The organism is Aeromonas hydrophila subsp. hydrophila ATCC 7966 (genome assembly GCF_000014805.1).
GTDB classification, from domain to species: Bacteria; Pseudomonadota; Gammaproteobacteria; order Enterobacterales; family Aeromonadaceae; genus Aeromonas; species Aeromonas hydrophila.
In genome coordinates this window covers 3,802,316-3,823,791 of record NC_008570.1, presented here as the reverse complement: position 1 = coordinate 3,823,791, position 21,476 = coordinate 3,802,316, and the positions used below count along the sequence as shown (strand labels likewise).

Genomic DNA, 21,476 nt, shown 5'->3' with positions numbered 1-21,476 from the left:
CAGCATGTGGAACAGTTATGCAAGACCTGCATCTAGAGATAAAACAACTCATCATCGACAGCCTCAACCTCGAGGGGCTCACCCCTGACGACATCGACAGTCAGGCGCCGCTGTTCGGTGACGGCCTGGGGCTGGACTCCATCGATGCGCTGGAGCTGGGCCTTGCCATCAAGGGCCGCTACGGCATCGTGCTCTCCGCCGAGGATGAAAACACCCGTCGTCATTTTGCCTCCGTCGCGGCGCTGGTCGCCCTGGTGCAGGCCCAGTCGAAAGGGGAGGCCTGAGCCATGACCCGTGACGACATCTTTGCCCAGATCAAGGCCGCCCTCGTCGAGCTGTTCGAGGTCGACGAAGAGGCCATCACCCCCGAGGCCCGTCTCTATCAGGATCTCGAGCTCGACAGCATCGACGCCATCGATCTGGTGGTGCACCTGCAGAAGCTGACCGGCAAGAAGATCAAGCCGGAAGAGTTCAAGTCGGTGCGCAGCGTCAACGACGTGGTGGATGCGGTCGAGCGTCTGCTGGCCGACGCCTGATGCCGGTACACGCCCTGCCATGATGCGCTGGCTCTCCTGGCTGGCCGGTGGTGCCCTGCTGCTCTACCCGCTGGCGGTTTACTGGGGGCTGACCCACGCCGGTCAGACCCCGCTGCTGCTCGGTCTGCTGCTCATCTTCTCGCTGCGACTCTTGCCCGGCCTGCTCAAGGGGCGGGTCCGGCTCGGCCCCTTGCCGGAATGGCTCTGGCTGGGCCGCCTGCTGGCCTGCATCGGCTTGGGGCTGACCCTGTTGTCGGCCCTGTTCAGTGCCCGGCACTGGCTGCTCTACTACCCGCTGGCGGTGAGCCTGGCGCTGCTCTGCCTGTTCGGCTGGAGTCTGACCCGTCCCATGAGCCTGGTGGAGCGGCTGGCCCGCCTGCAGGATCCCGCTTTGCCTCCGGCAGCCATCGGCTACACCCGGCGGGTGACCCAGGTCTGGTGCGGCTTCTTTGTCATCAACGGCGCGCTGGCGGCCTTCACCATCTGGCACGGGGATCTGGCGCTCTGGAGCCTCTACAACGGGCTCATCAGCTACGCCCTGATGGGCGGTCTGATGGGCGCTGAGTATCTGGTGCGCCGCCGCCTGCTCAAGAGGCTGGCCCCATGACCTTGCTGCAAACTATCTGGCTGCGGGACGGCGAGCGCGTGGTGGCGTTCGGCCCGGATGGCGAAGTGACCCTGGCCGAGCTGCGTCGTGGCAGCCTGCAGCTGGCGCAGGCCATGGCCCGTCTGGCCGGCCCAGATCGGCCGGGCATGCGCTGGGCACTCTGTTTCGATGACAGCCTGCTGTTTGCCCAGGCGCTGCTTGCCTGCGCCCTCGGCGGGCACAGGGCCATCCTGCCGGGCCATCAGCGGCTGGCTGGTTTGCAGGCGCTGCAGAGCCAGTTCGACGGCCTGCTCACCGACGGCGAGCTGCCGGGTTCGGCGCTCACGGCGGCGCAGCTCAGGCTGCCGTTGCTGGTGGCGGATGACGAACCGGAGGCAGACGGCGCTGCCCTGCCGCCTGAGCGCCTCGATCTTACCCTGTTCAGCTCCGGCTCCACCGGCGAGCCCAAGGCGATCCCCAAGGCCTGGCCCCAGCTGGAGGCGGAGTTGCGGGTGCAGATGGCGCTGTGGGGCGAGCGGCTGGCGGGCACCCGGGTGCTGGCCAGCGTCAGTCACCAGCACATCTACGGCCTGCTGTTTCGCATTCTGTTGCCGCTTGGTCTCGGCCGCCCCTTTGATCGCCGCAGCATCGACTACCCGGAGCAGCTGGCGCTGCAAACGGCCCCTTGGTGCCTGATCGCCTCGCCAGCGTTTCTGAGCCGGCTCGACCCGGCCATTGCTGCCGCCGGCTGCCGGTTGATCGTCTCCTCCGGCGGCCCCCTGCAACCGGGCGATGCCCAGCAGGCCAAGCAGCTGTTCGGTCAGCTGCCGGTGGAGATCTTCGGCAGCAGCGAGACCGGCGGCATCGGCTGGCGCCAGCGCCACCAGGTACAGACCCCCTGGACGACGCTGCCCGGGGTCGAGGTGCGGGTCGGCCCGGAGCAGGGCCTGCTGCTGCGCTCCCCCTTCCTGCCGACGGCGGAGTGGCTGGCCTGCGCCGATCGCATAGCCTTGCACGAGGGCGGTTTCGAGCTGCTGGGCCGCCAGGATCGGGTGGTCAAGCTGGAGGAGAAGCGCATATCCCTCGACGAGGTGGAGGCGCACCTGCAGGGGCTGGCGGAGGTGGAAGCGGCCGCCGTGCTGCCGCTGCAACAGGGTCAGCGCCAGATCCTCGGCGCCGTGCTGGTGCTGAGCGAATTGGGCGCCGCCCGCTGGGCCGAGCTGGGGCCCGGGCGTTTCCTGCTGGCCCTGCGCCAGCAGCTGCGTCCCTGGCTAGAGCCGGTCGCCCTGCCGCGCAGCGTGCGCCGGGTCGAGCAGATGCCCGTCAACGCCCAGGGCAAGCGCCCCTGGCCACAACTCAAGGAGCTGTTCGATGAGCCTCTCGGTTGACTCTCTGCCAGCGAACACCTTGCCCACCGTGCTGGCCTGCGAGACGCTGGCCGACGGGGTGTGCCTGCAACTGCGGCTCGATCCTTCCTTGCCCTGGTTTGCGGGCCATTTTCCCGGTGCGCCCCTGCTGCCCGGGGTGACCCAGATCCACTGGGTGATGCACTACGCCGCCAGCCTGCTCAAGCTGGATCAGCCGTTTCACGGGGTGGATCAGCTCAAGTTCCAGCGCCCCCTGCGCCCCGGGGCCGAGTGCAGCCTGAACCTGCAGTGGCAGGCGGACAAGGGCCAGATCCTCTTTCAGTATCTGCTCGGCGATGAGCCGGCGAGCAGCGGCCGGGTGCGGCTGACCCCATGACGCCCTGCATTCTCATCCCCTGTTACAACCACGCCGACCCGCTGGCCGCCGTGCTGGCACGGCTGGCCGAATACAGGCTGCCCTGCCTGCTGATCGACGATGGCAGCGAGCCGGTCGCCGCCGCCGCGCTGGCTGCGCTGGCCGCGCGTTACCCCTGGGTCACCCTGCTGCGCCACCCCCACAACCAGGGCAAGGGCGGCGCCGTGATGACGGGGCTGCGCCGCGCCCATGCACTCGGTTTCAGCCACGCCCTGCAGGTGGATGCCGATGGCCAGCACGATCTGGCGGACATTCCGGCCCTGCTGGCCGAGGCGGACAAGCACCCGGCTGCGCTTGTCTCCGGCCGCCCGCTCTACGATGATTCCGTGCCCAAGGGGCGCCTCTATGGCCGCTACATCACCCATGTCTGGGTCTGGATCGAGACGCTGTCGTTCGCCATCAAGGACAGCATGTGCGGCTTTCGGGTCTATCCGCTGGCGGCTACCTGCACACTGCTCGATCGGGTGGCGCTCGGTCGGCGGATGGATTTCGACACCGAGGTGATGGTGCGCCTCTACTGGGCCGGGGTGGCGGTGCGCTTCGTGCCGACCCGGGTCATCTATCCCGCCGATGGCAGCTCCCACTTCCAGCTCTGGCGCGACAACCGCGACATCTCCTGGATGCACACCCGGCTGGTGTGTCGCCTGTTGTGGGATCAGCTGCTGCGCCTTTGCCGCTGGCCCCGCCGCCTCGGCACCAGGGCGGCGCAGCTGTGGCGCGAGCGGCGCACCCACTGGTCGCGCACCCCGGAGCGGGGATCCCTGCTCGGCATGCAGATCATGCTGACCAGCTATCGCCTGCTGGGGCGGCGCGGGTTTTCCCTGCTGCTCTATCCGGTCATCGGCTACTTCTGGCTGACCGGCCGGGCCCAGCGCCAGGCATCCCAAGCCTATCTGGCCCGCCTCGAGTCCTTCGCCGATGCGAGCGGTGTGGCGCTGCCCCCTGAGCCAAGATCGAGCTTTCGCCACTTCCTGCGCTTTGGCGAGGCGGCGCTCGACAAGCTGGCGGGCTGGCGCGGTGATATCACCGAGCAAGAGGTGGAGCTGGTGGGGGCGGAGCACTACCAGGCGGCCATCAACAGCGGTCAGGGCGTGCTGCTGCTGGGCTCCCACCTCGGCGATCTGGAGCTGTGCCGCGCCTTGGGCAGCCGCAAGCAGGGGCTGCGCATCAACGCGCTGGTGTTCACCCGCCACGCGGCCCGCTTCAACGCCCTGCTCAAACAGATCAACCCGGATTCGCACCTTAATCTCATTCAGGTGCAGGAGCTGGGGGCCGATACCGCCATCCTGCTCAAGGAGAAGCTGGAGCGGGGAGAGTGGGTGGTGATCGTCGGCGATCGCACCTCGGTGACCCGGGAGAAGCGGGTGATCTGGGCCGATTTCCTCGGCGCGCCGGCGCCCTTTCCGCTCGGGCCCTTCGTGCTCAGCAGCGTGCTGGGCTGCCCGGTTTACCTGATGTTCGGCCTCAAGGAGCAGGGCCGCTTTCGGGTGCATTTCGAGCCCTTTGTCGACGGCCAACCCCTGCCACGGCAAGGGCGCCAACAGATTCTTGCGTCCCGGGTGCAGGCCTATGCCGATCGTCTGCAGCATCACTGCCTGCAGGCCCCGCTGGACTGGTTCAACTTTTTTGATTTCTGGCAGCTGACCGATGAACAAGAGTGAGATGAGAAGGGTTACCTTCGGCGCCGAGCCGCTGACCATAGAGGACGTGGTGGCGCTGGCCGAAGGGCGCGCCACCCCCGTACTGAATCCGGATCCGGCCTTCATGGCCCGCATCCAGCGGGGGGCTGACTTTCTCGACCGGCTGCTGGCCGAAGAGGGTGTCATCTACGGGGTGACCACCGGCTACGGCGACTCGGTGACCCGGCCGGTGCCGACCGAGCTGGTGCCTGAGCTGCCGCTGCACCTGACCCGTTTTCACGGCTGCGGGCTGGGAGCGGATCTCGAGCTAGATGCCGCCCGCGCCGTGCTGGCGACCCGGCTCTGCTCGCTGGCGCAGGGGGTCTCCGGGGTCAGCCCGGCCTTGCTCGAGCGGCTCTGCTGGCTGCTGGAGCAGGATCTGGTGCCGCGCATTCCCGAAGAGGGGTCGGTGGGCGCCAGTGGCGATCTGACGCCGCTCTCCTACGTCGCCGCTGTGCTGGTGGGGGAGCGGGAGCTCCATCAGCAGGGTCGGTTGCGCCCCGCCGCCGAGGTCTATCAGGAACTGGGGGTCACCCCCCTGACCCTGCGGCCGAAAGAGGGGCTGGCGCTGATGAACGGCACCTCGGTGATGACGGCGCTGGCCTGCCTCGCCTACGCCCGCACCGACTACCTGATGCGGCTGGCGACCCGGATCACCGCCCTGGTGAGCGTCGCCATGGGGGGCAACGCCTTCCACTTCGATGAGCGGCTGTTTGCCGCCAAGCCGCACCCCGGCATGCAGGGCATCGCGGCCTGGCTGAGGGAGGACCTGGTGGCCGGCGAGCTGCCGCGCCACAGCAACCGGCTGCAGGACAGATACTCGTTGCGCTGCGCCCCCCATGTCATCGGGGTGGTGGCCGACAGCCTGCCCTGGTGGCGCCAGCTCATCGAGAACGAGCTCAACAGCGCCAACGACAACCCGCTGATCGATGGCGAGGGGGAGCACGTGATGCACGGCGGCCACTTCTACGGTGGCCACATCGCCATGGCGATGGACAGCATGAAGGCAGCCGTCGCCAATCTGGCCGACCTGCTGGATCGCCAGCTGGCCCAGCTGGTGGACGGCAAGTTCAACGGCGGCCTGCCGAGCAACCTCTCCGGCGCGCCAGAGGGGCGGCAGATGATCAATCACGGCTTCAAGGCGGTGCAGATCGGCGTCTCGGCCTGGACTGCGGAAGCGCTCAAGCAGACCATGCCCGCCAGCGTCTTCTCCCGCTCCACCGAGTGCCACAACCAGGACAAGGTGAGCATGGGCACCATAGCGGCGCGCGATGCGCTGCGGGTGCTGACCCTGACCGAACAGGTGGCGGCCGCCTGCTTGCTGGCGGCGGTGCAGGGTGTGGAGCTGCGTCTCGCCCGGCCCACCCCCTTCACCCGTCCGCTCGGCACGGCGCTGGCCACCATGGTCGCGCAGGTGCGGGCCGAGTTTGCCCCGCTGCTGGAAGATCGGGGGCTCGAGCCCGAGCTGAGGGCGCTGATCGCCCGCATTCGCCAGCGTCACTATCCCCTCTATGGGCCGAACCGGAACTGAGACAAGGTCACTATTGATGAGACAAGCCATGCAGAATGAACCCTGGCAGATCAGTGCTGAGATCGAAGTGACCATCCCGTTCCACGACGTGGACATGATGGCGGTGGCCTGGCACGGCCACTACTTTCGCTACATCGAGCTGGCCCGCTGCGCCCTGCTCGATCTCATCGATTACAACTACCCGCAGATGGAGGCCTCCGGCTACCTCTGGCCCATCATCGACACCCGGATGAAGTACCTGGCGCCGCTGCGCTTTGGCCAGCGGGTGCGGGTGCGCGCCACCCTGACCGAGTACCAAAACCGCCTGAAGATCGACTACCTGCTGAGCGACGCCGCAAGCGGCACCCGCACCAGCAAGGGTTACAGCATTCAGGTGGCGGTGAGCAAGGCGAGCGGCGAGATGTGCCTGGCTTCGCCCCAGGTGCTGCTGGACAAGCTGGGGGTGAGCCAATGAGCCGGCTGACAAGGCCGCTGCTGGCCGGTCTGCTCCTGCTGCTGACATGGCCGCTGCAGGCGGCGCCCCTGAGTCGGGCCGAGGTGCAGCAACTGCTCGCCCTGAACGAGGCCAAACAGGCCAGTTTCGAGCAGGAGAAGCAGGTGGCGGGGTTGAGCCAGCCGCTCAAAGCCTCCGGCGAGCTACTGCTGGTGCGCGATCTGGGGCTCTGGTGGCAGCAGCAGAAACCCTTCCCGCTGACCCTTGTCCTGACGCCCACCCGCATGGTGCAGCAGATGGCGGGCCAGCCCGCCACCGTCATCGACAACCCCCAGCTGCTGGAGTTCAGCCAGATGCTGCTGGCGTTGTTCGGCTCGGACGAGGCGACTCTGAGTCGCTACTTCAGCATCGATTTTCACAGTACGGAGGCGGGCTGGCAGCTGGTGCTGGTGCCGACCCTGGCACCGCTCGACAAGGTGTTTGCCAGCCTCACCCTGAGCGGGCAGGAGCAGCTGGATCAGCTGCTCATCGCCGACAAGCAGGGTGACAGCACCCGCATCCGCTTCACCGCCTGGCGGGATCGCGCCCTGCCGCTGACCCCTGAGGAGCAGGCCCGCTTTGCTGCCCACTAGCACGATGACGCGCCAGCGCGGCGCCCCCGCCGGGACGAGGAGAGCCCCTCTTGCTGCAAGCTGAAACCACCTGGCGCTGGCTCTCCTGGCTCTGGCTGCTGCTCAGCGCGCTGGCGCTGGCGCTGCTCGGCTGGCAACTCTCCCACGGCCGCATCAACACCAGCCTGATGGATCTGCTGCCCCACGAGGAGCGATCCGCGCTGGATCCCGCCCTGCGTGAGGGCTTGTTGCGCCAGGTCGACAGGCAGCTTGTCTGGATGCTGAGCCTGCCGGCGGGGCAGGATGGGCTGGCCGCGGCGCAGGCGTGGGCAAACAACCTGCAGGCCCTGCCCGAGCTCAGCGCGGTACGTGCCGCCCAGCCGGAGCTGGCTTCCGCCTGGCAAGGCTTCATCTATGACTATGGCTGGCAGCGCCTCGACGAGGGCAGCCGGGCGCGGTTGGCCGCAGGGCCAGAGGCCTGGAGCCAGTGGGTGCTCGGCCAGATCTACAGCCCCTTTGGCGGCGTCTCCCGCACCGAGTGGCAGGCCGATCCCCTGCTGCTGACCCGGGCTGCGGTGCAGGGACAGATGGCCAGCCCCCTGCGCCTCGACCACGGCTGGCTGATCAGCCGGGACGAGGCCGGGCGGCAGTGGTACCTGCTGCGCGCCGAGCTGGACCTGTCGGCCTTCGATCTTGCCCGCAACAGCGAGCTGCTGAACCGGCTCAACGAGGCGGAGCAGCGTCTCAAGGCCGAGTTTCCGGGCGTGGAGCTGTTGCGCCGTGGCACCCTCTTCTACAGTCAACATGCCAGCGAGCTGGCCCAGCAGGATATCTCCACCATAGGGCTCGGCTCCACGGTCGGGGTCTTGCTGCTGATGTGGCTGGCGTTTCGCTCGTTGCGGGCGCTCTGGATCTCCCTGCTGCCCATCGCCGTCGGCCTCGCCTGGGGGGTATTGGCGGTGCTGCTGTGGTTTGGCGAGGTGCACATGTTCACCCTGGTGATCAGCTCCAGCCTGGTCGGCATCATAGATTACGGGATCCACTTCCTGACTGAACGGCGCCTGCATGGCCGGCAGGAGAGCCCGCACCAGACCCGTGCCCGCCTGCTGCCCAGCCTGTCGATGGCGCTGTTCGCCACCCTGGTCGGCTATGGCCTGCTCTGGCTCGCCCCCTTCCCCGGCCTGCAGCAGATGGCTCTGTGCGCCCTGGTGGGGCTGACGGCGTCGTTCATCACCGTGCTCTGCCTGTACCCGCTCTGGCTCGGGGAGTTGCCCCAGCGGGAGGCGCGCGTGCTGGTGCCGATGGCGCTCTGGCTCAGATGGTGGCGCGAGTGGCGTCTCTTGCGCTGGGGCGTGCCCCTGCTCTGGCTGACCCTGATCGGCGCGGGCTTGAGCCGGCTGGCCGTCGATGACGACATCGCCCGCCTGCAACCGCTGCCCGTCGAGCTGCAGGCCCAGGAGCGGCAGATCCAGCGCCTCACCGGCCAGCAGGGGGGCATGACCGGCTTCCTGGTGACGGCGGCCGATGGTGAAACGGCGTTGCAACGGCTCGAGGCCATGAGCCGCAAACTGGCCGAGGCCAAGGCAAATGGTCAGCTGACGGGCTTCGTGTCACTGGCCCAGTGGCTGCCCTCGCTGGCGCGGCAGCAGGCGGATCACACCGCCCTCACGGGCCTGTTGCCGGAGGTGGTGACGCGGCTCAACCAGGCCGGGGTGCCGGTCAAGGCCGAGCCTCGTCCCTGGCACCCTCTGACCCCGCAGCAGTGGCTGGCCAGCCCGGTCAGCGAGGGCAGCCGGCTGCTGTGGCATACCATGGCCGATGGCCGGGTGGCGCTCTGGCTGCCGGTCAACGGCGTGACGGATGCGGCCGCCGTGGCGGCCCTGGCCGCGGGGCAGGAGGGGGTGTTCTGGCAGGACCCGCGCAATCAGTGGAGCCAGCTGTTCGCCCACTACCGGGTCAAGCTCACCGAACTGCTGCTGGTTGCGATCGCCCTGGTGGGGGGGCTGCTGTGGGCCCGCTTCGGCTGGCGCAAGGGGGGGCGGATCCTGCTGATCAGCGGGTTTTCGCTGGGATCCGGGCTGGCCCTGCTGGCCGCCTGCGGCCAGCCGCTCACCCTGTTCGGGGTGCTGGCCATGAGCCTCATCTTCGGCATCGGCATCGACTACAGCCTGTTCTTCGCCTACAGCGGCGGGGATCCCTTGCGCCAGCGCTCGACCATGTTCGCCATCCTGCTGGCCAACCTGACCACCCAGCTCTCGTTCGGTTTGTTGGCGCTGAGCCACACCTCTGCCATCGCGGGCTTTGGTCTGGTGCTGAGCGGCGGTATCTTTACCGCCTTCCTGTTGTCGCCTCTGGTACTGGATAAACAGGGATTGGACAAGCCGGCATGCACCCCGCCGGTACGCGACCACCGGGAGCAGGAGCAACCATGAGACCACTGTTCGCCTTTATCATCCTCTTGCTGGCAGGCTGCAGCAGCCAGCCGACCCCCACCGCCTATCTCGACAAGGGGACCGTCATGACGCTGCCGGCCCCCGTGCTGGCCGCCCCCTTCTACCGCCAGCAGTTGCTGACCGCCAGCGTGGGGGAGAGCACTCACCAGCTGATGACGGTGCTGGAGGCTGACGGCCGCCAGCTGACCCTGGTGGGGCTGACCCCGAGCGGGGTGCGGCTGTTCCTGGTGCGCTATGACCAGCAAGGGATTTCCACCCGCCAGCTCAGCCCGCTGCTCACCACCGGCATGCCGCCGGTGAGTCAGGTGCTGGCGGACGTGATGCTCTGCTATTGGCCGCTCGCCAGCTGGCAGCCACAGCTGCCACCGGGCTGGACGCTGCGCGACGAAGGGCTGCTGCGCCGGCTGCGGGCCCCCGACGGCACTTTGGTGACCGAAATCCGCTACCGAGACGTCGACGGCGTGCGCGAGCCGGTCGGCCTGCAGCAGCACGTATTCCACTACCGCCTGCAACTGGAGACCCTGAGCCAATGAGCTGTTATATCGCCGCCTATGGCCTCGTCTCGGCATTGGGGACGGGGCGCGATGCCAGCGCCGAGACGCTGCTGGCCTGGCAGCAGTCGGGCGTGAGCCCGCTGGATCGCCACCGGGCGCCGCTGCTGGATGGCCGCCAGACCCCGGTGGGGCGAGTGGAGGGGGAGTTGCCGGCCATACCGGCGGCGCTGGCCCCCTACGCCTCGCGCAACAACCAGCTGCTGCTGGCGGCGCTGGCCCAGGTGCGGCCCGCCCTCGACGAGACGCTGGCGGCCCATGGCCCTGCGCGGGTGGGGCTGGTGCTTGGCACCAGTACCGCCGGGATCGGTGAGGCCGAGCTGGCGGTGGCCGCCGCCCGGCGCGGGGAGGCCGTGCCGCCCGCCTTTGACTATCGCCAGCAGGAGCTGGGCTCGCCGTCCGAATTTCTGGCCCGCCACCTCGGCCTGACCGGGCCGGCCTGGACTATCTCCACCGCCTGCTCCTCCAGCGCGCGCGCCTTCATCAGCGGCCAGCGGCTGCTGGCGGCCGGGCTGGTGGACGCCGTGCTGGTGGGCGGCGCCGACAGCCTGTGCGGGCTCACAATCAACGGTTTTGACAGCCTGGAGTCCCTCAGCTGTGCGCGCTGCCAGCCGTTTGATGAGGCGCGCCAGGGGATCAACATCGGCGAGGGGGCGGCGCTGTTTGTGCTGAGCCGCACGCCTGCGCCGCTGGCGCTGCTGGGGGCGGGGGAATCGTCCGATGCCTGGCACATCTCGGCGCCCCATCCAGACGGTATCGGCGCTGAAGCGGCGATGCAGATGGCGCTGGCCCAGGCGGGCCTGACGCCGGCGCAGGTGGGCTACGTCAACCTGCACGGCACCGCCACCCGTCTCAACGACGCCATGGAGAGCCAGGCGGTGCATCGGCTGTTTGGTGCCGAAGTGCTCTGCAGCTCCACCAAGCCGCTCACCGGTCATGCCCTGGGGGCGGCGGGGGCCATCGAAGCCGCGCTCGCCTGCCTGCTGCTGGAGCGCGCTCTGCCGTTGCCTCCCCAGCGGGTGACGACGGCGGATCCGGCGCTGGCGCCCATCCGGCTGGTGAGCGGCGTGGTGCCGCTCGCGGCGCCCCGGGTGCTCTCCAACTCCTTTGCCTTCGGTGGCAACAATGTCAGCCTGCTGTTTGGGAGCGTTCACCATGAATGAGCCAAGTTCACTGCCCGCCATCGAGGCCCTGCTGCCCCATCAGGCCCCTATGCTGCTGCTGGACCGGCTCTGCGCGGCGGATGCCCAGCAGGCGCGCTGCGAGACCCGCATCGGTGCCCGCCATGCCCTGCTGCTGGATAGTGAGGGCAACCTGCCCGGCTGGGTCGGCATCGAGCTGATGGCGCAGACCATCGCCGCCTGGGCCGGCATGCAGGGGCGGCTGCGCGGCGAGCCGGTGCGCATCGGCATGCTGCTCGGCAGTCGCAAGTACCGCTGCCTGCGCCCCGCCTTTGCGGCCGGCAGCCTGCTCACCATCGAGGCTTGCTGCCTGTTGCAAGACGGCGGCATGGCCAGTTTTGATTGCCGGATCCTGCTGGCGGGGGAGGAGTGCGCCCAGGCGCGACTCTCCACCTACCAGCCGAGCCCCGGCGAATTGTCCGATTTGTTAGCCTGAGGAAGCTTCATGATCTCTAGCGTATTGGTCACGGGCGCCAGCAAGGGGATAGGCCGCGCCATCGCCCTCAAGCTGGCGGCCGACGGTTTTTCCATCGTGGTGCACTACCACAGCGATCGAGCCGGGGCCGAAGCCACTCTGGCCAGCCTGCAGGCGGCCGGTGGGCAGGGGCGCCTGCTTCAGTTCGACATTGCCGATCGGCAGGGCTGCCGCGTGCAGCTGGAGTCCGACATGGCCGAGCACGGCGCCTATTACGGCGTAGTCTGCAACGCCGGCATCATCCGTGACGGCGCCTTCCCCGCCCTTACCGACGAGGAGTGGGACGGGGTGCTGCACACCAACCTGGACGGCTTCTACAACCTGCTCAAGCCCTGCATCATGCCGATGATCGGCCTGCGCCGGGGCGGGCGCATCGTGACCATCTCCTCGGTGTCCGGGCTGATGGGAAACCGGGGCCAGGTCAACTACAGCGCCGCCAAGGCGGGCATCATGGGCGCCACCAAGGCGCTGGCGCTGGAGCTTGCCAAGCGCAAGATCACGGTCAACTGCGTGGCCCCCGGCCTCATCGACACCGGCATGGTGGATGAAGAGGTGAAGGCGGAGGCGATGAAGCTGATCCCGCTCAAGCGGATGGGGCAGGCCGACGAGGTGGCCGGGTTGGTCTCCTACCTGATGTCCGACATCGCCGGCTATGTCACGCGCCAGGTCATCTCCATCAACGGAGGCATGGTATGAAGCGGGTCGTGGTGACCGGCATGGCCGGGGTGACCGCCTTCGGGCAGGATTGGCCGAGCGTGCGGGCTCGCCTGCAGGCGGGGCGCAACGCCGTGGTGAACATGCCGGAGTGGGCCATCTACGACGGCCTCAACACCCGGCTGGCGGCCCCCATTCCGGACTTCACGCTGCCGGCCCACTATCCGCGCAAGAAGACCCGCGCCATGGGGCGGGTGTCCCAGCTGGCAACCGTCGCCACCGAGCTGGCACTGGCGCAGGCGGGGCTGCTGGACAACCCGGCGCTCACCGACGGGCGTACCGGCATCGCCTACGGCTCCTCCACTGGCAGCACGGATCCTATCCGCGCCTTCGGGGTCATGCTCAACGACAAGAGCACCGCCAGCATCACGGCCACCACCTATGTGCAGATGATGCCGCACACGGCGGCGGTCAACACCGGGCTGTTCTTCGGCCTGCGCGGGCGGGTCATCCCCACCTCCAGCGCTTGTACCTCCGGCAGCCAGGGCATCGGCTACGCCTATGAGGCGATCAAGCACGGCTATCAGACCCTGATGGTGGCCGGCGGGGCGGAGGAGCTCTGCCCGTCGGAGGCCGTGGTGTTCGATACCCTGTTTGCCACCAGCCAGATGAACGACAACCCCGAGCTGGCACCGCGTCCGTTTGACCGGCAGCGGGACGGGCTGGTGATAGGCGAGGGGGCCGGCACCCTGGTGCTGGAGGAGCTGGAGCATGCGCAGGCGCGCGGCGCCACCATCCTCGCCGAGCTGGTGGGCTTTGCCACCAATTGCGATGCGGCCCACGTGACCCAGCCCCAGCAGGAGACCATGCAGCTCTGCATGGAGATGGCTCTGGCCCAGGCCGGGCTCGCGGCCGCCGACATCGGCTACATCAGCGCTCACGGCACCGCCACCGAGCGCGGCGACATCGCCGAGAGCCACGCCACCGCCGCCATCTTCGGCGACCGTACCCCCATCTCGTCGCTCAAGAGCTACTTCGGCCACACCCTGGGGGCCTGCGGTGCCATCGAGGCCTGGCTGGCGCTGGAGATGATGCAGGAGGGGTGGTTTGCCCCCACCATCAACCTGACCGAGCCGGACCCGGCCTGCGCCCCGCTCGATCACGTGGTGGGCAGCGGCCGCACGCTGGCGGTGGAGTATCTGATGTCCAACAACTTCGCCTTCGGTGGCATCAACACCTCCCTCATCTTCAAACGCTGGCCCTGAGTGTCGGTGCCCTGCCTGGCAGGGCGCCGGTACAGGCTGGGTTTAGCCTTGATGAATTAATATGCCCCCCGTTTTTTTCGGGAGGCATCATGTCTTTGTTATCTGGTTTTTCTTGTGCCGCCGCGCGGCTGCGTGTCCTGCAGGGCGTTCTGTTATCCAGCTTGTTGTGGGCGCTGGCCGCCCCGGCTATGGCCGATGATGAATTTCGGCTGGGCAAGACCATTCTGCTCGGGGTCGGCGATCATCCCGCCATCATTCCCATGCTCGCCTGCCGGCCGACCAAATCGATCATGGTCAAGGCTGGGCGGGAATTGACCCTGGAGCGGGTCAAGGTGTTTTATGGCAACGATCGCAGCAAGACCCTTTATTTTGACAAGGATCTGAAAGAGGATCAGGAGTCGGGGTGGAAATCCCTCGGCAGCCGGCTCTGCATCAAGCGGATCGAGGTGTACGGCAATTCGGAAGGGAGCAAGGCTGGGGTCAAGGTATACGGTCGCAAATAAGCAAAGGGCGGGGCAAATCCCCGCCCAGCTTTTATTTCTTCGGACGAAACGGCTTGATGACGGTCTCGTCGCACTCGAGATAGGGGCCTTCCATCAGGTCGATGCAGTAGGGGATGGCGGGGAAGACCGCATCCAGGCACTCGCGGATCGACTTGGGTTTGCCCGGCAGGTTGACGATGAGCGAGCTGCCGCGCAGGCCGGCGGTCTGGCGCGACAGGATGGCGGTCGGCACGAACTTGAGGGATTCGGCCCGCATCAGCTCGCCAAAGCCCGGCATCATGCGATCGCACACGGCTTCAGTGGCCTCCGGGGTGACGTCCCGCTTGGCCGGCCCGGTGCCGCCGGTGGTGACGATGAGGCTGCACTGCTCCTGGTCCGCCAGCCGGATCAGGGTCGCTTCGATCTGCTCCTGTTCATCGGGGATCACCTGATAGACGGGCTCCCACGCCGAGGTCAAATATGCGTTCAGCGTGTCGATGATGGCCTTGCCGGACAGGTCTTCATAGATGCCTACACTGGCGCGATCGCTGACGGTGACGATACCGATTCTTGCCTTGCTCATGGTCTGCTCTTGGTTGCCGCTATAAGTGGCAAATAAAATAACATAATCAGCAAGATATGTTAAACCAGCCGGATGGTGGCGCGAAGGCGAGCGTCAAATGGCAAACCATATTGGCAGCCTCCTTTCAATAAGACATAACATCGGCATATTGCCGTGCCAAAAATGTATAAACGAACCCGCCATCGATATTCAGGAATAATCGGTTGATCCATAACGAATAACCCGTCTGGGTTCCCGCCTCACCGTCATCTTTTGGCGCAAGAGGAGGGGAAAGCGGGCTGGGCAGATTGAACCGCGGCGGGGTTCGGCTTATATAACTCCATATGCGATTGGTGAAAATATGAACCGATTGTTGTTGTTTGAGTATCACCATGCAGCGGCTGGCCGCGGGAGGGCATATGGAGTTGCCTGATTTTGATACCTTGAAACGGTTGGCGGTGGCGGAGCCCGAGCGGCTCGACGAGTTGCTGCAGCAGCAGATTGAGGGGCTGATCGACCGGGTCAGCCCGCAGCAGCAAATGCGTCTGCGCGGCCTGCAATTTCGCATCGACTGTCAGCGTCAGCTGGCCAAAAACAATCTGGACAGCTGCATCCGGATTGCCGCCATGATGCACGACTCCTTTTATTCCATGCGCTGTGAAATGGTTCATCTCAATGATCCTGATTATGCTGAACCATTGCCGGAATATAAGGAGAACAATGTCCTCTATTTCAGCAATTATTACCGCAAGAAAAAATAATATTATTCCAGAGCAATCATTGAAATATATTCCCGTTATTCTGCGCAGTTGCCGGGTGAGGCCGGCTGACGAACGTTGAACAGTTTGGCGTGATTTGTAATCCATTTGATGTATTTTTGTGTCGCCTTTTATTTTATTTGAGTTTGGTTATTGGCGTGATATGTGTAGATGTATGGCGCCGATTGTTAGGCTAATATGGCGAGACTTTTTTAATTTGCTACGACTCGAAGGGATTATGAGAAGTATCACACCAAGACGGGTGCTGTCGCGGGAGCAGCAGACGGAGATCACCCGCATTATCGTCAAGGTGGGCCAGATGCTGGCCCAGTTCGGCGCCGAGAGTCGCATCATCGAGCAGACCACGGTCCGGCTCGGCATGGCGCTCGGGCTGGAGAGCGTCGAGATGGCCATCTCCTCCAGCGCCATCGTGCTCACCAGCCTCTATCAGGGCAGTTGCGTCACCACCACCCGGCGGGTGCGCGAGCATGGCATCAACATGCAGGTGGTGTGCGAGATCCAGCGCATCTGCATCATGGCGGAGAAGGAACTGATCGGCGCGCGAGAAGTGCGTCAGCGGCTCGATGCCATAGTGCCGTTCCACTATCACCCCTGGCTGGTGGTGCCCATGGTGGGGCTCTCCTGCGGCGCCTTCAGCCTGCTGTTCGGCGGTGATTGGCCCATCTTTCTGGTAACCTGCTTCTCGGCCTCGGTCGCCATGCGGGTGCGCCAGCTGATCGCCCGCCATCACCACAGCCCCCTCATAAACTTTGCGGCCACCGGTTTCATCGCCACCCTGCTCGCCTCCAGCGCCACCTTCTTCAACTGGGGGGCGCAGCCCTATCTCGCCATGGCGGCCAGCGTACTGCTGCTGGTGCCGGGCTTTCCGCTCATCAACGCGGTCTCCGACATGGTGAAGGGTTACTTCAACATGGGGCTGGCCCGCTGGGGCACGGCGACCCTGCTGACCATCAGCGCGGCGATAGGAATTATTCTCGCCATGTCGGTGACCGGCATCTGGGGGTGGAAGGTATGATGGATTTCATCTGGCTGCTGGCCAAGGATGCCTTCTGGTCGGCCATTCCGGCGGTGGGGTTTGCCATGCTGTTCAACGTGCCGCCACGGATGTTGAAGTACTGCGCCATGGGCGGCGCGCTGGCTCACAGTCTGCGCACCCTGCTGATCCATCAGGGCATGCCCATCGAGTGGGCCACCCTGGCGGCGGCGACCACGGTCGGCTTTGTCTGCGTCTACTGGTCGCGCCGGTTGCTGGCGCCGCGCCCGGTGTTCAGCGTCGCCTCCATCATCCCCATGATCCCGGGCAGCTATGCGTTCAAGGCGATGATCGCGGTGGTAGAGCTCAATATCTCCGGAGTGACCATGGAGCTTATCCAGAGCGCGGTGGAAAACGGCCTCAAGGCGCTGTTTATCGTGGGGGCCCTCAGTTTCGGTTTGGCGATCCCCTCTCTGGTCGTGTACCGTAACCGCCCCATTATCTGACCGACGGTTCGAGAGGTTGACCCCATGATGATTTCCATGATTGCCGCCATGGCCCACGATCGGGTGATAGGGCTGGACAACCAGATGCCCTGGCACTTGCCGGCGGATCTGGCCCACTTCAAGCGGGTGACCCTGGGCAAGCCGGTGCTGATGGGGCGCAAGACCTTTGAATCCATCGGACGGCCGCTGCCTGGCCGCCGCAATCTGGTGATCAGCCGCAACCCCGACTACCGGGCCGACGGCGTGGAGGTCATCGATTCGGTGGACGCGGCGCTGGCGCTGCTGGCCGGCAGCGACGTGGCCGAGCTGATGGTGATCGGGGGCGGTCATCTCTACGGCCAGCTGCTGCCACGGGCCGACAGGCTCTATCTGACCCGCATCGATCTGGCGGTGGAGGGGGATACCCGTTTCCCGGCCTTCGACGAGGGTGACTGGTCGTGCATCGAGCGCGAGTCACATCAGCCCGACGAGAAGAACCCTCACTCCTACTGTTTCGAAACCTGGCAGCGGCGCTGACGGGGGACGTTACCGCTCTGGCAGATAAAAGGCCCCTTGTGCTGCACAAGGGGCCTTTTTGTTGTCCGTAGCTGCCGCGCGAGGGATGAATGGAGCCGTTGGTCAGGGCATCGATTGACCTGCGCCCTCTCTGTTTTTCTCCCTAAAGCGGACTTGAAAATAATTAGCTGTCTAATCATTTTATTGCCCTTGGCAGATACGCGAGGTGCCTTCCTTGTCTGGCGCATTATCTTGTCCTTTTCCCGGCTTTCTTCCTCAACCAATCCGGCATTTCGATTGAATTTGTTTGCATTTCATGGCCTGATATAGAGTCTTGCACCATCTTTTGATGAATTTTTATGGTGTTTAATAATCCTTAAAAATCAATTAATTATGATTTTCTCTTTTTGTGTGGACTCTTTTGGTTCTTTTGTTTTGGCTGAAAATTACTTAGTGTTAAAAGTAATTGGCTCACGTTCGACGGTTTGCCAGGCAAGTTGTCGGCCAAGAAAAAAGGACAATATGACAGTCAAACTCGAGGTTAAATCACTCTACAAAATCTTCGGCGATCAGCCGGAAAAAGCGTTCAAATTGCTGGCGAAAGGGCATGACCGCGCCAGCATCCTGCAAAAAACCGGGCAGACCCTGGGGGTCCAGGATGTCAATCTGGCCATCGACGAAGGGGAGATCTTCGTGGTGATGGGCCTCTCCGGCTCGGGCAAATCCACCCTGGTGCGTCTCTTCAACCGGCTGATCGAGCCGACCCGCGGCCAGGTGCTGATCGATGGCGAGGATATCGCCGCCATCTCCGACAGCGAGCTGCGTCAGGTACGGCGCAAAAAGATCAGCATGGTATTCCAGTCCTTCGCCCTGATGCCGCACCTGAGCGTGCTGGAAAACACCGCCTTCGGGCTGGAGCTGGCCGGTGTGCCGCTGGCGGAGCGCCAGCAGAGCGCCCGTCAGGCGCTCCATCAGGTGGGCTTGGGTCAGTGGATCGATGCCTTCCCCGATGCCCTCTCCGGCGGCATGAAGCAGCGGGTCGGCCTGGCCCGCGCACTCGCCAACGACCCCGACATCCTGCTGATGGACGAGGCTTTTTCGGCGCTGGATCCGCTGATCCGCACCGAGATGCAGGATGAGCTGCTCAAGCTGCAGGCCAGCCAGCAGCGCACCATCGTCTTCATCTCTCACGATTTGGACGAGGCGATGCGCATCGGCGATCGCATCGCCATCATGCAGGACGGCCAGCTGGTGCAGGTCGGTACCCCGGACGAGATCCTCAACCAGCCCGCCAACGACTATGTGCGCGCCTTCTTTCGCGGGGTGGATCTGGCCAACGTGTTCAGCGCCCGCGATGTGGCCAGCCGCAAGCAGATGCCGCTCATCAAGAAGCACACCACCGACGGGCCGGGCAACGCCCTGCGCCAGCTCAAGGAGCAGGAGCGGGAGTTCGGTTACGTGGTGGATCGCCGGCGCCGCTTCATCGGGGTCGTCTCGGTGGAGTCGCTCGGTCAGGCGGTCAGGGCCAAAGGCAGCCTGGAGCAGGCGCTGCTGGCAGACATCCAGCCCATTCTGGCGGACACCGCCCTCAACGAACTGATCAGCCAGGTGGCGGCCGCCCCCTGTCAGGTGCCCGTGGTCGAGGAGGATGGTACTTACCTGGGCCTCATCTCCAAGGCCAACCTGCTGAACACCCTGGACAGGAGTACCCCGGCATGAAGCGGATGAATCCCTATTTTTTACTGAGCGGGCTGCTGGCCCTGGTGCTGCTGGCGAGTCCCTCCCTGCGTGCCGATGAGGCGGCAGTCGACCCCTGGGGGGCCACTGCGGCTGCCACCGAGGTTGCCGATCCCTGGGGCAGTACCGACACTGAGGCTACCGACTGGCAGAACCAGATCGAGGCGGTCGACACCACAGCCAACGTCGACTGGCTGGATCCCTTCCAGCAGGCGCTGGTGCCGCTGGATAGCTGGGTCGAGGGCGGCATCGGCTGGCTGGTGGACAACCTGCGTCCCGTGTTTCAGCTGATCCGTGCACCGGTGGAGCTGGCGTTGGGCGGCATGACCCATCTGCTGCAGACGGTGCCCTCCACCCTGATGATCGGCTTGCTGACCCTGATCGCCTGGCAACTGGTGAACGGTCGCATGGCGCTGGGGACCCTGTTCTCACTGGTGGTGGTGGGCCTGATCGGCGCCTGGTCCGATGCCATGGTGACCCTGTCGCTGGTGCTGACCTCGCTGTTCTTCTGCGTGCTGATCGGGCTGCCGGTCGGCATCCTGCTGGCGAGGAGCGAGCGACTGTCGCGCTGGACCCGGCCGCTGCTGGATGCGATGCAGACCACGCCGGCCTTCGTCTACCTCATCCCCATCGTCATGCTGTTCGGCATCGGCAACGTGCCCGGGGTGGTGGTGACCGTCATCTTCGCGCTGCCGCCGATGATCCGGCTCACCATGCTGGGCATTCGCCAGGTGCCCGCGGATCTGGTGGAGGCTGCCCACTCGTTCGGTGCCAGCCCTTCCCAGCTGCTGTTCAAGGTACAGCTGCCGCTCGCCATGCCCACCATCATGGCCGGGGTCAACCAGACCCTGATGCTGGCACTCTCCATGGTGGTGATCGCCTCCATGATCGCGGTGGGGGGCCTCGGCCAGATGGTGCTGCGTGGCATCGGCCGGCTCGACATGGGGCTCGCCTCCATCGGCGGCCTCGGCATCGTATTGCTGGCCATCGTGCTCGACCGCCTGACCCAGGCGATGGGACAGCCGGATCGCAGCCGTAGCGGCCGCTGGTATCAGCGTGGCCCCGCCGCCCTGCTGCTGCGCCTGCTCGGCCGCGACAAGTCTATCGATTACAAAGGAGTAAATGCATGAGACTCATCACCAAGACGCTGACCCTGGGTTCCCTGCTGTTAAGCTCCCAACTGCTCGGCCCGCTCGCCATGGCCAGCACCGAGCTGCCGGGGGAGGGCGTGCGCGTCCAGCCCCTGCAGAGCTCGTTGCCGGAGGAGAGCTTTCAGACCCTGCTGGTGAGCAAGCTGATGGCACGCCTCGGCTACGACGTCCAGCCGGCCCAGGAGGTGGATTACAACGTGGCCTACGCCTCGGTGGCGCAGGGGGATGGCACTTTCCTCGCCTTCAACTGGATACCGCTGCAGAACAACAAGTATGAGCAGGCGGGGGGCGACAAGGTGTTCTTCCGTGAGGGCACCTATGTGGCCGGGGCCGCCCAGGGCTATCTCATCGACAAGCAGACCGCGACCCGCTACGGCATCACCAACCTGGGTCAGCTCAAGGATCCCAAGCTGGCGGCGCTGTTTGACGGCGATGGTGACGGCAAGGCCGACCTGGTGGGCTGCAACCCGGGCTGGGGCTGTGAAGAGGCGATCAACCGTCATCTGGCCGGGTTTGGCCTGACCCCGACCGTCACCCACAAGCAGGGCAACTACGCGGCGCTGATCGCCGACACCCGCGCCCGTTACCAGGCCGGCAAGCCGGTGCTCTACTACACCTGGACCCCCTACTGGCTCAGCAGCGAGCTGGTGCCGGGCAAGGACGTGGTGTGGCTGGAGGTGCCCGCCGACGGCCCTGATGCGGCCAAGACCCGGCTGCCGAACGGCAAGAACTACGGCTTCCCGGTCAACACCATGCACATCGTCGCCAACAAGCAGTTCGCCGAGGCCAACCCGGCAGCCGCCAGGCTGTTCTCCATCGTCAAGCTGCCGCTCAATGACATCAACGTCCAGAACGGCCTGATGAACAAGGGGCAGAACAAGCCGGCGGACGTGGAGCGGCATGCCGACGCCTGGCTCAAGGGCCACGAGGCGCTGGTGAACGACTGGCTGACCCAGGCGCGTGCCGCCGCCAAGTAATGAGGGGTGGAATGCCACCCTTTTGCGCAAAGAAAAACGCCCGGCTGTTGCCGGGCGTTTTTTATGGGCGCCGTGCG

General features: G+C 65.6%; 24 protein-coding genes. 23 read left to right on the top strand and 1 reads right to left on the bottom strand.

Features of this window, described 5'->3' with window-relative positions; genetic code table 11:
• Positions 1–17: 17 nt before the first annotated feature.
• From AHA_RS17185 to AHA_RS17110, 16 genes are all read left to right on the top strand, one after another.
• On the top strand, positions 18–284 hold the full coding sequence (locus AHA_RS17185; protein ID WP_005297932.1) for a phosphopantetheine-binding protein: 267 nt from the start codon (positions 18–20) through the stop codon (positions 282–284).
• Between the two features lie 3 nt (positions 285–287).
• Entirely contained in the window at positions 288–536 is a 249-nt protein-coding gene (locus AHA_RS17180) for an acyl carrier protein (protein ID WP_011707160.1), read from the top strand.
• A 19-nt stretch (positions 537–555) separates the two neighbouring features.
• Positions 556–1,143, top strand: coding sequence for a COG4648 family protein (locus tag AHA_RS17175; protein WP_016351791.1), 588 nt, complete (start codon positions 556–558; stop codon positions 1,141–1,143).
• Positions 1,140–2,510 (top strand): AMP-binding protein, encoded by a 1,371-nt coding sequence (locus tag AHA_RS17170; protein ID WP_011707158.1) that lies wholly within the window; start codon positions 1,140–1,142, stop codon positions 2,508–2,510. The genes AHA_RS17175 and AHA_RS17170 overlap by 4 nt, the downstream gene beginning before the upstream one ends.
• Positions 2,494–2,865 carry an ApeI family dehydratase gene (locus AHA_RS17165; RefSeq protein ID WP_011707157.1) on the top strand — a complete coding sequence of 124 codons (372 nt, stop codon included), beginning with the start codon at positions 2,494–2,496 and terminating at the stop codon, positions 2,863–2,865. Before AHA_RS17170 ends, AHA_RS17165 begins: the two co-directional genes overlap by 17 nt.
• Complete coding sequence (locus AHA_RS17160) at positions 2,862–4,565, top strand: glycosyltransferase family 2 protein (RefSeq protein WP_011707156.1); 1,704 nt, start codon at positions 2,862–2,864, stop codon at positions 4,563–4,565. Before AHA_RS17165 ends, AHA_RS17160 begins: the two co-directional genes overlap by 4 nt.
• Positions 4,552–6,114 carry an HAL/PAL/TAL family ammonia-lyase gene (locus AHA_RS17155; protein ID WP_011707155.1) on the top strand — a complete coding sequence of 521 codons (1,563 nt, stop codon included), beginning with the start codon at positions 4,552–4,554 and terminating at the stop codon, positions 6,112–6,114. Before AHA_RS17160 ends, AHA_RS17155 begins: the two co-directional genes overlap by 14 nt.
• A gap of 28 nt (positions 6,115–6,142) precedes the next feature.
• Positions 6,143–6,568 carry an acyl-CoA thioesterase gene (locus AHA_RS17150; protein ID WP_011707154.1) on the top strand — a complete coding sequence of 142 codons (426 nt, stop codon included), beginning with the start codon at positions 6,143–6,145 and terminating at the stop codon, positions 6,566–6,568.
• Complete coding sequence (locus AHA_RS17145) at positions 6,565–7,179, top strand: outer membrane lipoprotein carrier protein LolA (protein WP_011707153.1); 615 nt, start codon at positions 6,565–6,567, stop codon at positions 7,177–7,179. The genes AHA_RS17150 and AHA_RS17145 overlap by 4 nt, the downstream gene beginning before the upstream one ends.
• 50 nt (positions 7,180–7,229) lie before the next feature.
• Positions 7,230–9,590 (top strand): MMPL family transporter, encoded by a 2,361-nt coding sequence (locus tag AHA_RS17140; RefSeq protein ID WP_011707152.1) that lies wholly within the window; start codon positions 7,230–7,232, stop codon positions 9,588–9,590.
• Complete coding sequence (locus AHA_RS17135) at positions 9,587–10,144, top strand: DUF3261 domain-containing protein (protein WP_011707151.1); 558 nt, start codon at positions 9,587–9,589, stop codon at positions 10,142–10,144. Before AHA_RS17140 ends, AHA_RS17135 begins: the two co-directional genes overlap by 4 nt.
• A complete protein-coding gene (locus tag AHA_RS17130; RefSeq protein WP_011707150.1) occupies positions 10,141–11,325 on the top strand; it encodes a beta-ketoacyl-ACP synthase in 1,185 nt (394 codons plus the stop codon). The genes AHA_RS17135 and AHA_RS17130 overlap by 4 nt, the downstream gene beginning before the upstream one ends.
• Complete coding sequence (locus AHA_RS17125) at positions 11,318–11,779, top strand: ApeP family dehydratase (protein WP_011707149.1); 462 nt, start codon at positions 11,318–11,320, stop codon at positions 11,777–11,779. Before AHA_RS17130 ends, AHA_RS17125 begins: the two co-directional genes overlap by 8 nt.
• A 9-nt stretch (positions 11,780–11,788) precedes the next feature.
• Positions 11,789–12,514, top strand: a complete 726-nt coding sequence (locus AHA_RS17120; RefSeq protein ID WP_011707148.1) for a 3-ketoacyl-ACP reductase FabG2 — start codon at positions 11,789–11,791, stop codon at positions 12,512–12,514.
• The gene (locus AHA_RS17115; RefSeq protein WP_011707147.1) at positions 12,511–13,737 is read left to right on the top strand and encodes a beta-ketoacyl-ACP synthase; all 1,227 of its coding nucleotides are present in this window, start codon (positions 12,511–12,513) and stop codon (positions 13,735–13,737) included. Before AHA_RS17120 ends, AHA_RS17115 begins: the two co-directional genes overlap by 4 nt.
• An 89-nt stretch (positions 13,738–13,826) precedes the next feature.
• The gene (locus tag AHA_RS17110; protein WP_039214738.1) at positions 13,827–14,240 is read left to right on the top strand and encodes a DUF2541 family protein; all 414 of its coding nucleotides are present in this window, start codon (positions 13,827–13,829) and stop codon (positions 14,238–14,240) included.
• Positions 14,241–14,271: 31 nt separating this feature from the next.
• Here the strand turns inward: AHA_RS17110 and mog are convergent, their stop codons facing one another.
• On the bottom strand, positions 14,272–14,802 hold the full coding sequence (gene mog / locus AHA_RS17105; RefSeq protein ID WP_011707146.1) for a molybdopterin adenylyltransferase: 531 nt from the start codon (positions 14,800–14,802) through the stop codon (positions 14,272–14,274).
• Between the two features lie 398 nt (positions 14,803–15,200).
• On the opposite strand from mog, the gene AHA_RS17100 reads away from it, so the two are divergent.
• The 7 genes from AHA_RS17100 to proX all read left to right on the top strand — a co-directional run bounded on the left by AHA_RS17100 (position 15,201) and on the right by proX (position 21,399).
• Positions 15,201–15,542, top strand: coding sequence for a DUF3135 domain-containing protein (locus tag AHA_RS17100; protein WP_011707145.1), 342 nt, complete (start codon positions 15,201–15,203; stop codon positions 15,540–15,542).
• Positions 15,543–15,777: 235 nt separating this feature from the next.
• The gene (locus AHA_RS17095) at positions 15,778–16,575 is read left to right on the top strand and encodes a threonine/serine exporter family protein (protein ID WP_011707144.1); all 798 of its coding nucleotides are present in this window, start codon (positions 15,778–15,780) and stop codon (positions 16,573–16,575) included.
• Positions 16,572–17,039 (top strand): threonine/serine exporter family protein, encoded by a 468-nt coding sequence (locus AHA_RS17090; RefSeq protein WP_011707143.1) that lies wholly within the window; start codon positions 16,572–16,574, stop codon positions 17,037–17,039. Before AHA_RS17095 ends, AHA_RS17090 begins: the two co-directional genes overlap by 4 nt.
• Positions 17,040–17,063: 24 nt before the next feature.
• Positions 17,064–17,555 (top strand): type 3 dihydrofolate reductase, encoded by a 492-nt coding sequence (folA, locus tag AHA_RS17085; RefSeq protein WP_011707142.1) that lies wholly within the window; start codon positions 17,064–17,066, stop codon positions 17,553–17,555.
• A 501-nt stretch (positions 17,556–18,056) separates the two neighbouring features.
• Positions 18,057–19,253 (top strand): glycine betaine/L-proline ABC transporter ATP-binding protein ProV, encoded by a 1,197-nt coding sequence (gene proV, locus AHA_RS17080; RefSeq protein ID WP_011707141.1) that lies wholly within the window; start codon positions 18,057–18,059, stop codon positions 19,251–19,253.
• Entirely contained in the window at positions 19,250–20,401 is a 1,152-nt protein-coding gene (gene proW, locus AHA_RS17075) for a glycine betaine/L-proline ABC transporter permease ProW (RefSeq protein ID WP_011707140.1), read from the top strand. The genes proV and proW overlap by 4 nt, the downstream gene beginning before the upstream one ends.
• Positions 20,398–21,399, top strand: coding sequence for a glycine betaine/L-proline ABC transporter substrate-binding protein ProX (proX, locus tag AHA_RS17070; RefSeq protein ID WP_011707139.1), 1,002 nt, complete (start codon positions 20,398–20,400; stop codon positions 21,397–21,399). The genes proW and proX overlap by 4 nt, the downstream gene beginning before the upstream one ends.
• The last annotated feature ends 77 nt before the right edge of the window (positions 21,400–21,476 follow it).